Source organism: Proteiniphilum sp. X52 (assembly GCF_003712195.1).
Classification (GTDB): Bacteria; Bacteroidota; Bacteroidia; order Bacteroidales; family Dysgonomonadaceae; genus Proteiniphilum.
The window spans coordinates 98786-111344 of the sequence record NZ_RDSD01000014.1; the positions used below are offsets into that span (position 1 = coordinate 98786).

A 12559-nucleotide genomic window follows, 5' to 3' on the forward strand; every position below is an offset into this window, starting at 1 on the left:
TAATCGATTTTTATTTCTTATTGTCAAAGAAAAGAGATAGTTACAATACTCTTGATGATATCACAGTACTACTTGGTAACGTTTCATGAGGCGGCGGTTATTTTAAGTTGCGGAGCAATTCCTTTGCCTCTCGTTCTCCCAGACGAAATACATCTTCCATCAAAACAATTTTTCCTCCTTCACTTTTACTGATGTCTGCAGCTTCAATAAACGTGAATATCTCCAGTGTTTCTTCTTCGGTTACGGGAGGAATTCCGGTTTTAAAAAATCTCAGTATCTCTTTCAACAATCCCTCGTAACCCTGGTATTCTCCCGTGGAGACGACACCCTTGTCCGTGACGGCATGTCCCCCGTAAGGGGCTTTTCCGGTACGCGCCCCTCTCACAGTCCCTATCCTGCCATCGCCCCATAAGCCGACTACCACGTCGGTACCTTCCGCCGACATACGGTTCACCGACACGCAACCTGTTCCCATGACGGTGAATAAAGCTTCAACGCCATGAATCCCGTACCAAGCCAAATCGACATGCGACGGTTCAAGATGCGCGGGGGAATAACAGTCCGCTCCCAGCACTTCCCCCAATTCCCCGTTACGCAATCTCTGACTCTGGTCGACATACCGCAAAGAAGACGAGGAGAAGAGAGGTGCATCGTATTGTTCAGCCAGCCGGAAGATGGCGATAGCCTGCGCCAAGTTGGCGCCTATCGGTTTGTCGATAAACATGGGCTTTCCGGCCTTGAAAACCTCGTATGCCTGTTCCAGGTGAAGGTTTCCGTCGTTTGTCTCCAGCATCACGTAATCCACTTTTTTCAGAAGCTCCGCGATGGAAGGAACAATTTCCACGCCCAACGCTTTCACCTGTTCGATGTAGCCGGGAATACGATCGTAACTCGATTTGATGGTTCTCGAGCCGTAGGGATAGGCCGCGACAATCCTGAAATCCTTGAACTCTTCCTTTTTGTCATCTCCGTTCAGGAACTTGGCAAAAGCGATTGAGTGGGAGGTATCCAGACCGATGATGCCGATTTTCATCTGCGCTTGCAAGGACGGTAAAAAACAGGCCATAGTGGCAAACAATATGATTCCAAGTCTCATAATATTTTTATTTTTTGATGTTGTGAAAGATATGAATTCATTTACCGGCCGTGTTGTCAGTTGTCTCCAGCAACGAAGCACTCTCCCTGTCGAGATACAACACAGTTCCCTTTTTTGTCCTTAAGACCGTGGCGGGGCAATCCTCGCCGATATCATCGTTAAGAGTATGATACACGGCCTTTGCCTTGTTTCCGGCAGGCACCATGCAAAACAGCCGTTTCGCCCTGAGCAATGCCGGAATGGTTACGGTAATGGCATGGGTGGGCACCAGGTCTATCCCGGCAAAAAGATTCTCATTCACCTGCTGTTGCCTGCAAGCCATCTCCAACTCCACCACCTTCACCGGTTTGGGATCGTTAAAATCGGCTACCGGAGGATCGTTAAAGGCGATATGGCCGTTTTCCCCGATTCCCAGGCAGACGATATCCACGGGATACCGTTCCAGCAAGCCGGCATACCGCTCGCACTCGGCATCGGGATCTTCCGCAAGCCCATTGATGTAATGCACGCTTTTAAAAGGGACCTTCTCGAAAATCCGCTCCCTCAGGAAATTGCCGAACCCCTGAGGCGCATGCTTTTCCAGCCCGATATACTCATCCATGTGAAAGGCATTGATCTTCTCCCACCGGATCCGTTTATCGGCTGTTAACTCCTTCATGAAATCGCTTTGCGATGGCGCCGCCGCAAAAATCATGTTGATCTCCTCTTTTTCATCAAGCAGCTTTCGCAGAGTGCCGGACACATCGGCTGCCGCTTCTCTACCCATTTCTTCCCGGTCGGGAAAAATCCTCACTTCCAGCATTCCCACCTTGAATGCGGTTACATTTGCGTTAGTTTCCGTATATGACATTTCCTTCCAAGATTGTGTGTGAAACATGAATTTTATCATCAAAAACAACCAAGTCGGCGTCTTTCCCTTTACGGACAGACCCCTTCCGCCCATCGATCTTCATGATGCGTGCCGGAGTCAGCGTCATCATTTTCACCGCTTCCACCAACGGCACTCCGGCCACCTCAACCATTGTCCTTACCAGACGATCCGTCGTGGCAACGCTCCCGGCAAAGGCGGTACGGTCGGGCAGTTTGGCCACCCCGTCCTCGATAATCACCGCTTGTCCCTTTTCCAGGCTGCCCAGGATGGACTCCCCGTCGGGCATTCCGGCGCCCCGCATGGAATCGGTGCATAGCGCCGTCCTGTCGGCTCCCTTGAATTTATACACGAACTGCAGAAGCGGCCTGGGAAGATGCACGCCGTCGGCTATGATTTCCACCGTCATGTCATCGATCAGGTAGGCGGCTTCCAGAACACCCGCGTACCGGAACGCGTTCCTGCGGGTGACGGTGGACATGCCCGAATAAAGGTGCGTCACGTGGGTGAACCCGGCGTTGAAGGCCTCCACCACCTCCTCGTAAATGGCATCGCTGTGCGCTATGGAGGTAAGGATATTGTTTGAAACCAGCACTTTCCCGAAGTCGAACGCGCCGGGCAGCTCCGGCGCCAGGCTCCAGCGCACAATATCGTCCGAAGCCGACAATATCTTGTTGTACTCCTCCGGTTGGGGGTTTCTCAGGTATTCGGGATCCTGCGCTCCCCGCTGATTGTACGCGAAATAAGGGCCTTCCAGATGCATGCCGAGGAATTTCGCGCCTTTTGTGTTCTGTCTTGCGGCTTCCTTATATACGGCAAAGGTGTTGATGAGCTCGTCGGTCGTGCTGGTCAACGTTGTGGGCAACAACGCCGTGGTTCCATACCGGGCATGCGTTTCCGCCGCTCCCAGATAAGCTTCCACCGTTCCGTCCATGAAGTCGTGGCCGCCTCCACCATGCGTGTGGATATCTATAAACCCGGGAGCAATATACCTGTTTGTCGCGTCTATCACAAGGTCATCATCACCCTGTATGAACTCTTCATGAGGAAGGATACCGGTTATTTTCCCGTTTTCACACACCACGGTGACGTTCTCTTCAATTTTTTCCGGAAAGATTACTTTTCCGTTTTTTATGACAAGTCTATTTTTCATGTGTTTATATTTTATTTTTCACATTATGGTCGCATGGAATTGAGCGAAGCGAAATCGCCGACTTCCATTGAGAATTAAAATTGGAGGCAACATCACTACAATCATGTACTTGTGCGTAACTGATTTACATGCTCGTTTCATCCTTTGAAATTTATACGTTAATGCTTGTTACAAGTTTGTTTTCGTCCACGATCTTATCCGGTATCCGTAAGCGGCGTACCAGACAATATAGGCAAAAGAAGGGATAAGGATCCAGTAGGCATATTTCATGGCGGCGAAAGGAGAAAGCGACGAATTAAGTTCCACCAGCGAATGATAGATCATCGGCATGAACGCGCTTCCACAAAGGGCCATGACCAGAAGAGCGGAGCCGAGATTGGTATGCTTCCCTAATCCGTTAATGGCCAGAGGCCAAATTCCGGCATAGAGCAACGCATTGGGAAGGCCCATCATGACAAGGTACCAGATGGAAATGTCGGATGTGATACCGAGGAAATTCACCGTTCCCGATGTGCTGATTATCAGAACGGAAAGCAATAAATTCAGCGAAGCGCAGATCAAGAGCGCGTCACGCTGCTTCAGGTACCGGGGAATCGATACGATCCCGATAAAATACCCCAGAAAAGTCAACAGCATGGTGTAGGAAGGGATATTTTTCGCCGGCCCGGCCAGGCTTTCCCCCATGGTGCCCGCATACTGGATGCTGGTAGCCAGGGCGATCATCTGTGTCCCTATATGGAAAAACATGGCAATCACTCCCAATATCAGCGCGGGGTACTGAAAGATGGATTTTTGCGGACTCCCGTCTTCGGCCGACTGTTTATTTACCACCGAGGGATCCAGTTCGGGCAAAACCGAATAACGGACAACAATGCCAAAAATAAAAAGCGCGATGGCCAGAATCAGGTAGGGCATCATGACCCCCTTGATCAGGGTGTCCAGGGCAGTCTCCAATGCCTCACCGGTGTATGACCCGGATTCTATCCCGCGCATCAGCACCTTGTCCGGTTCGCGGATCACCACTCCGGCAAAAATAAGGTTGGCGATTACTCCCGCCAGTTTATTCCCTGTCCCGACTATGCTCATCCTTTTGGCGGCGCTCTCGATAGGCCCGACGATGGTCACATAGGGATTGGCGGCAGACTGCAAAATAGCCAGTCCCACACCCAGCAGGAAGAGTCCCACCAAAAACAGCCGATAAAGACGCCAATAGGCAGCAGGAACAAAGAGCAGTGCTCCGGTTGCCATGCACCATAGCCCAAGCATCATTCCCCTTTTGTAGCCCACCTTGTTCAGCAGGAAAGAAGAGGGGATGGCCATCACCAGATAAGCGATGTAAAAAGCGAAGGTGACGAGCGAGGATTGGAAATTAGACAATTGAAGGGTCAACTGGAAATAGGGAACCAGGATCGTGTTTACCCACGACACCAAACCGAAAATAAAAAACAGCAAGGCCAGGATGATCATCGACTGGAGGGTGGCGCTTTTATTCCGGAATTGAGCCGTTTGAGGTAATCTGTTCATTTTCATTAGAGTTTATGAAATACAAAATCTGTGTCTCAACAAATTGTAATGCACAAAATTATTTTTGAAAGCAATAGCAATCACTTAAAAAGCGAACAGCACTCCTCAAAAAACGCTATCCATCTCCATATTATTGAATTTTTGACGGAATTCCGTAGGGGTACAGCCTTTGATTTTCTTAAAAATACGGGATATGTTTTTGCTATCGTTAAAACCCGACTCCAATGCTAAATCAAACAAGGAACGGTTAGTCGTTAATAAGAGATTGGAAAGATATTCAATTCTACCTTGTAAAATAAATTGATAAATTGATATATTCATCTCCTTTTTAAATTTTGCCTCTAAATTCCGACGGGATAAAGGGACCATTTGAGCAAGTTCTTTAATATTTATATCAGAAATTAAATTCTCTTCAATATAATTGACTACTTGCGAAATATATGCATTTGAGATATCATACTTTTCGGTCGATTTCCTCAATTCAAACCGGGTGGGTTTTATTATGATGTTAAAAGGATCTTTCCTTTCTTTCCTTATATATCGGTCGATTAATCTCCCGGCTTCATAACCGCCTTTTTCTACATCCAATGCAATGGATGAAATGGGAGGGTCGGAGAGATTACATATCAGGTCGTCGTTATCCACCCCCAACAATGAAATCTCCTCGGGGATTTGAATGTTGTTAATTTTACAAATTTCCGAAATTTGCAGAGCAAAGCTATCGTCGCATGCAAATAATCCAACTGGTTTTGGTAACGACAACAACCAGTCATCCAGTTGTATATAACTTCTACTCCATTGTTCTCCATTCAAATTTTCACTCTCGAAATAGTAATAATTACCTCCGACTTTCTCTATCTCTTTTCTGAATCCTTCAGCCCGCTCACGCGACCAGACAACACCCTTGTTACCATAAAACGCGAAGTTGCGGAAACGGCGCTTGATGAAAAATTGCGCCGCCATCACGCCGGTACCCACATAATCTCCGGTCAGGTTGGAAAAGTAGGGACTTCTGGATTTGTAGTTCTGTAGCACAACGGGGATGTTTAACGAGGCTAACAGATTGGTTCCCTCATGATCCCACCGGGCAACAATGGCATCAGCCTGCCATTCTTTTGCCCATTTCACAATTCCCTCCTTTCCATACATTATCTTATAGTAGGTAGGCAACCGGTAAAACAACCAGGGTCCGTGCTCATGGGCATATTGAATCAATCCTCTCAGTAGCCGGCGGCTGAATTCGCTGGAGTAGTCAATAAGCAACAATATTTTTATCATAATAAAAATTCGGGTTCAAAGGATGAAATAAAATATAGGTTAACTCTCATTACATGCAAAAAGTATTAATAAGAAAGAATTCGTTTTCAGTTTAGTATTTAAATGGTTCGACTATCAAAAGTCGAACCATTCAATTAGCATACCTGTCAATGAAAAATCAAATCTTTGACCATTCTCCAACCATCGTTACATTTGTTTTTTTGGGGGTTAATTTCAAAACGTTGATTCGAAAAAATAATTTTGGGCAGGCTCATTGTTTCAGGTTTGGATTCAGAATGACATCTTTGTAAGGATAAGGAATATACATTTTGCCATCGTCCCATGCCCCTGTTACCGGAACACCCTCTTTTCGAAATACACCCGGTGCCACTTCTATCAGGGGATTCTCTTTTCGAAATTCAAAATGGTCTTTATAACGGTACATCCGGAACATATCCCTGGCCCTGCTTGCCAGACCACCCCAGTAGTATCCTGCTATTTCCCATCCATGCTCATTGTATGCGGCCTCAGCCAGTTCTTCCGGAGTCATGCCGGAGTGATAGATATTTGATTCTTTGCCGTCTGCCCTGTTTCGTACCTTGTTCAGTACTTCAATGGCTTTTGTGTTGACTTGTCCGCTTCGGCCTATTGCTTCGGCGTACCAACAATATACTTGTGAAAGACGAATCACTTGGTGCTGTTTTTCACCGGAAGAAGAGATCCTGGAGGGATTGGAATAATCAAATTCCGTTCCCCGAACCGCCCCTTCGACGGTTTTCATAAAAACAGGAGCGACAACAGCCCTTGATGGAGGATCGGTGTCGTACCACCAGTCGTATAATTTTCCATCACTAAGCATGATTTTGGGAAAGTAAGTAGCTTCTTTACGCGGCCCCTCCGGAAATTCTTTCCAGAATTTGATCTCGCCGTTCGTGTCGCCCCATCCTCCTTGCTTCATGTCTTGCAGAAAGTCGCATGCCGAGGACATATTGCTTTTCCTATCCCTGTTGTAATAAACGCCCAACAGCACTTCCGGATTATTATCGTTGAATTCCCATGAATATACCTTCCAGTATTCGTCCAACAGGGTATAATAGTAAGTACCGTTTTCCACTCCGTCGATCACTTCTTTTGCTTTTTCGGCTGCTAACCGGTAATATTCCGTTCCTTTATTCAGCGGCCATCCTGCCATGGCCATGTATACGTAAGCCATTGTCGCCTTTACCGCTCCCTGGCTGACCGCTATATTCATTCCGTTTCTGGCATAAGGCGCTTTGGTATAGGATGCCGGACAATTCTCCTCGGCCATTTTTAAATCCTGTATAATCAATTCATAGATTTTCTCTACCGATTGTAGCTGCGCGTCGTAATTTATTTCTTCTTCCAGCATCACAGGTACCGGCCCCCAGGTTGTCACTAAGTAGAAGTAAGCGAAAGCCCGCCAGTAAGAAGCATTTGCTATCGCCGATTTGATCTCTTCGTCAGAAGCTTCAGGCGTTCGCCCTGCATTATTGATGATAAAATTGGCTGCCTTTATAATCTTCCAACGTTGCTCCCACAAATAGGGCATCCAAGCGTTATTGTCCGATACGCCAAATTGATCGTGTTCCCTAAGCGATTGCTTGTTACTGGCCGGATGGGTGGTGATATCGTCACCGGCTAAAAAATTCGTGCCGGTATAATGGTTGGCATATTGCGCATCCGCGACAATGAAATAAAGCGCATTTAACGATGCGTCAAGATCGCTTCTTTCGGAGAAAAAAGTTTGTGTTGCCATCCTTCCCTTAGGATCTTCGGTCAAAAAATCGTTGCAGGAAACCATCCACAAGAGTAAAAGCATAAACAGCAATACTCCGGTGTATTTATGTGTTGTCTTCATACTGTTCTCTATTATTTTTGTTAAAAATCGATGTTTCATTTTTAGAAAGTCAATCTCGCATCAAAGGTAAATGTGCGTGGTACCGGGTAGGCGCCCATATCCAGTCCGCTGTAGGCATTATACACTTCCGGATCCATTCCTTTATATCGGGTCAAGGTAAACAGGTTTTGCGCACTTACCGACAATTGCATATCCGCAAATTTTACGACTTGTTTTGGAATTCGATAGGCGATACTGATGTTTTTTAATTTCAGGAACGAAGCATTTTCCAACCACATATCCGAGTTACCGTAGTATTTTGTGTTGGAATTGGTATGACTTGGATACCGCGCGTCGGCTTTGTTTTCCACATAATCCCAACCCTTGAAATAGGCATCGCGAAGTGTTATAAACTTGTACATGCCGGTCATGGATGTAAGCGCATAACGAGTCAGGTTCAACCGGTCGAATCCGGTGGCTGCATTGATAAATATGCTTGCACTCCAGTTTCGCCACGACACCATATTATTCCATCCAAACGTCCATTTTGGATTGCCTTGTCCCACAATTGCCTGGTCGGCAGCGGTAGGACTGGTCGTCAGGCTTCCGTCTGCTTTCTGATAGAGATTGGCGCCCTCATCGTCAAATCCTTTCCATGGATACAGATAAAAGGATCCTAACGGATATCCCGGTTTCATGATCTGCATGGAGCCTCCATAGTTGCTGTAAGTGGCATCCAGGATAAAATCCTCTCCGGCCAAATCTACCACTTCGTTTTTCACATAGGAAGCGTTAAAGACCGTTTCCCATATAACTTCACTGCTTTTCAACGGATAAGCGGTAACTGAAAATTCCACCCCTGTGTTTTTTACTTCTCCCTGGTTTACCCAAAATGAGCCGCCTCCATTATACATCGGAACTTCTTTCTTGAAAAGCAAATCCTTGGATTGTTTCCGGAACCAATCGAACGTTAAATTCATTTTTCCGCTCAACACGCTGAAATCCAAACCCACATCGTACTGGTACGTTTTTTCCCAGCGTACGTCGGGGGTTGCAAACGAATCTCCCCAGTAACCGACATAATCCGTAGATGTACCCCAACCATAGGAGGTAGCGGATAACATCCCCAATGTGCTGTAAGCATCGATACCCTGATTGCCCGTGATTCCGAAACTGCTTCTCAATTTCATTTGTTGAAAAACATCCTGATTGTTCATGAAACTTTCTTTAGCCAGGTCCCAGGCTACGGCAGCCGAAGGGAAATATCCCCATTTGTTGTTTCCCTGAAATTTGGAAGAACCGTCGGCCCTGAAAGTACCGGTCAGGAAATATCGTCCTTTGAAATTGTACATAACACGGGCGATCCCCGAGGCGATAGAAGTATCCGAATAGCTGTTGCTCTCACTTTTCGTGTCGGCATTACCAATATTCCAGTATCCGACTACAGCTTCATTCCGTAAATTTGAACCGCTTACATCCAGGTCGGCAGATTGACTTTTACTGGTTTCCCATACCGCTGTTGCGGTAATATTATGATCGCCGATCGTTTTCTGCCAGGTCAGGTTATTCGTGTTCTGCCAAAAGAGAGAAAGTTGACTTCGATTTCTCATACCATTGATAGCTCCCGGGGCTACCAGTTTGGAGGTGAAGGAATAAGAGGGGTTATGGGCATAGTTGTAACCTCCCTGTACGGACAAAGTAAGGCCGTCAATAATTTTAAACAACAGTGTGCCGTTGGCATTCAGGTAATACCGGTAATTGTCGTCATAGTTTGCCATTCTTGTCCCGTAAGGATTATTTCCGATGGCATTATAAGGGTCTTTGTTGTATACACCCGTCTCTTCGTTTTTCATTTCCATGGCAGGTGAATAATTGATCGCTTCCATCAGATTGACGCTACCGTTATGCACATGCATTCTCGCAGCATTCAGTTTGGCGGACATCGTTAGCCAGGGGGTTACTTCAGAATCAATATTCGCTCTCAGGCTGTATCTTTTTAGATTGGTTGTAATAGTTATGGCATCCTGATCAAGAACGTTTGCGGAGACGAGATACCGACTTCTCACATTCCCGCCCGAAATACTCAGTTTGTAATCTTTACTGATGCCCGTTTGCGTCATAATATCCTGCCAATCGATTCCCTTTGTCCCGTTTTCATAGGCTTTGAGGTCGGCATCGGGAATTGTGGAAGAACCCCAAATATCGTTGAGCGCCGTTGCATATTCATAGGCGTTAAGCAGGTCATACCGCTTCATCAAACGGGAAACACCTATCGATGTTTCGAATGTTATTTCCATACGGCCTTCAGTACCTCTACGCGTAGTTACCAATATCACGCCGTTAGCTCCACGGGAGCCGTAAATTGCTGTGGCCGACGCATCTTTCAATACTTCAATCGACTGAATATCGGAGGGATTGAGGCCTATTAATCCACTGGCGACAATCCCATCCACAATATACAGCGGCTCGCTACTTTTATTGATAGATGTAGTACCGCGGACACGAACTTTTACGCTTGCACCGGGCATACCGCTCAGGTTGGTAACTTCCACCCCGGGTGCACGGCCTTGAAGAATATCTTCAATACGTTTGACCGGTTGGTCTTTAAAATGTTTACCCGAGACGGAGGATACCGAGCCTGCCAAGTCGCTTTTTTTCGTTGTACCGTATCCAATGGCAACTACTTCTCCCAGTCCTATAGTCTCCTCTTCCATAACCACATCAATGATTTCCCGGTTACCGACGGCAATTTCCTGAGTGCGCATTCCTACAAAAGAAAATATTAAAACAGCATCATTCGGAATGCCCGATAACACAAAATTGCCATCAATGTCACTCGTGGTCCCGGTAGAAGTACCTTTCAGCACGATCGTTACTCCCGGTAAAGCCTGTTTATCTGAAGACACTACTTTACCGCTCACTGTAGTTCCTTGTCCCCATACAATCAATGGGAAAAATAATAGAAAGAAAACAATTACTCTCATTTTCTTCAACAACGACATTTGATTTAAACTTCTGGTAATCATAGAAATAATATAGTATAATTGTTTATGGTTCATTGTTAGAAAATTATTTGCAAAACGCGTGTCTGTATCCTTTTACATCGTTCCAGTGTCCGCGGGTAAAATCGGGAATGGCCACGGGCGCCGAATTATTTTCAAGGGATAAAGCCGTTAAAGGAGCGAGACAACACCACTCCGCCAGATCATAGACATCCATATCGAGTGGCAGCCCGTTCCTTAAGCAGTAAACGAGGCGATAGTCCATGATAAAGTCCATCCCCCCATGTCCTCCCACTTTTTTAGCTGTTTCTTCCAGTTCTACATGGATGGGATGTTTGTATTTCTCCATCAGCATTTTTTTTACATCATCCGCAACAAAAAAATGTGCCGACATATTTTCCCGGTCGGGAATCGTGCTTTCTTCAACGGTATCCGCTTTCAAGGCATATCCTTCTACCGGATATTTATTGGCAAACCCTTTCGTGCCTTGTACCTGATACATACGGCTGTAGGGGCGGGGAGAGGCGACATCGTGTTGAATATGGATGGTCTTCCCGTTTTCCGTACGGATCATGGTCATGGTGTGCTGGCCGTTTTTGAAATCGGTAACTTTTTCACCTCGCTTTTCTTTCAGGTAAGCAGGGATACTTACCGGTTTGCTGTCCATTGCCACCAGGTAGTTCATTTTGTCCCCGCGATGTATATCAAGAGCCTGACAGGCCGGACCCATTCCGTGCGTAGCGTAAATATTGCCTCTGTGGTTTTTGTTGTATTCCATGCGCCAATCACTTTCGTAAGATTCCCAGTATTCTTCAAGCTGATGGATGTAGGCGCCTTCGGCATATAAAATATCTCCCAGAACACCCTGATGTGCCATATTGAGAGTGGTCAGTTCAAAGAAATCGTACACGCAGTTCTCAAGTTGCATACAATGTTTTTGTGTCCGTTCGGCCGTGTTAATTACATCCCATATTTCTTCCAGGGTCATGGCTGCAGGAACTTCACAAGCTACATGCTTGCCTTGTTCCATTGCGTAAATGATCATAGTGGCATGGTGTTTCCAGTCGGTCGCAATGTAAACCAGATCGATGTCGTCTCTGCGGCAAAGTTCTTTCCATGCATCTTCGCTCCCGCTGTATCCGGCAGCACGTGGACGACCGGCCCTGTATAGAATTGTTTGCGCTTTTTCAACCCGGTCAGGATGCAGGTCACAAAGGGCTACGATTTTTGTCTCCGCAATGTGGGAAAACCTTTGTACCGCACCAGGACCACGCATTCCCAATCCAATAAACCCGACTCTTACCGTATCCATTTTGGGGGTTGTGAGCCCCAGTACATGTTTTTGACCGTCAGGCCGATCAGGTACTTCTGTCTGGACAGGCAGGCAGATTTCTTTTGGTTCCTTTTTTTTCAAGATAGGATTACAAGAAGATAAAAGGACGATTATAGCAAATAGCAAGTAAAATTTCCTTTTCATGATCTGCATTTTTAGTTTTTTTATTTTTACGATTATTTACTCTCCCTCGTAAGGTACTTTGTTTGAATTACTGCCTTTATAATCAAAGACTCCCCAGTTCTTGGAAACCGCGATATTCACGTCCGCTTTTGTAGCCTTGTTTTGTTCATCCGGAACGGTTGTATCAATAAAAGCCAATGTGCCTGCAAAACTTGCCTCCTTGCGATCGGGTAAAGAGTTCATCAGGGCAGTGGCATTTTCCCCTGTAATTTTATTTCCGTAACAAAACAGGTTACGCAGTTCTTTATTCGACAACAATGCGGTAATCCTGTTTTTGGGACAGTC

Annotated in this window: 8 protein-coding genes and 1 pseudogene; all 9 read right to left on the reverse strand. The window is 46.2% G+C overall.

The window, feature by feature from the left end; genetic code table 11:
- Nucleotides 1-97: 97 nt before the first annotated feature.
- Nucleotides 98-1096, reverse strand: coding sequence for a Gfo/Idh/MocA family oxidoreductase (locus D7D25_RS11950; RefSeq protein ID WP_185140255.1), 999 nt, complete (start codon nucleotides 1094-1096; stop codon nucleotides 98-100).
- A 37-nt stretch (nucleotides 1097-1133) separates the two neighbouring features.
- Nucleotides 1134-1946: a glucosamine-6-phosphate deaminase gene (locus D7D25_RS11955; RefSeq protein WP_122969176.1), complete on the reverse strand. Its 813-nt coding sequence runs from the start codon at nucleotides 1944-1946 to the stop codon at nucleotides 1134-1136.
- Nucleotides 1927-3117 carry an N-acetylglucosamine-6-phosphate deacetylase gene (nagA, locus tag D7D25_RS11960; RefSeq protein WP_122969177.1) on the reverse strand — a complete coding sequence of 397 codons (1191 nt, stop codon included), beginning with the start codon at nucleotides 3115-3117 and terminating at the stop codon, nucleotides 1927-1929. The genes D7D25_RS11955 and nagA overlap by 20 nt, the downstream gene beginning before the upstream one ends.
- Before the next feature lie 168 nt (nucleotides 3118-3285).
- Nucleotides 3286-4641 (reverse strand): MFS transporter, encoded by a 1356-nt coding sequence (locus D7D25_RS11965; protein WP_122969192.1) that lies wholly within the window; start codon nucleotides 4639-4641, stop codon nucleotides 3286-3288.
- Between the two features lie 105 nt (nucleotides 4642-4746).
- Nucleotides 4747-5919, reverse strand: a complete 1173-nt coding sequence (locus D7D25_RS11970) for a XylR family transcriptional regulator (RefSeq protein ID WP_122969178.1) — start codon at nucleotides 5917-5919, stop codon at nucleotides 4747-4749.
- A gap of 250 nt (nucleotides 5920-6169) precedes the next feature.
- Nucleotides 6170-7777 (reverse strand): RagB/SusD family nutrient uptake outer membrane protein, encoded by a 1608-nt coding sequence (locus D7D25_RS11975; protein WP_122969179.1) that lies wholly within the window; start codon nucleotides 7775-7777, stop codon nucleotides 6170-6172.
- Between the two features lie 41 nt (nucleotides 7778-7818).
- A complete protein-coding gene (locus tag D7D25_RS11980; RefSeq protein ID WP_255417286.1) occupies nucleotides 7819-10740 on the reverse strand; it encodes a TonB-dependent receptor in 2922 nt (973 codons plus the stop codon).
- A gap of 85 nt (nucleotides 10741-10825) precedes the next feature.
- Nucleotides 10826-12235, reverse strand: coding sequence for a Gfo/Idh/MocA family protein (locus D7D25_RS11985; protein ID WP_122969194.1), 1410 nt, complete (start codon nucleotides 12233-12235; stop codon nucleotides 10826-10828).
- A 36-nt stretch (nucleotides 12236-12271) separates the two neighbouring features.
- Nucleotides 12272-12559 (reverse strand): annotated as a pseudogene (locus D7D25_RS18045) (hypothetical protein); the annotation flags it as partial.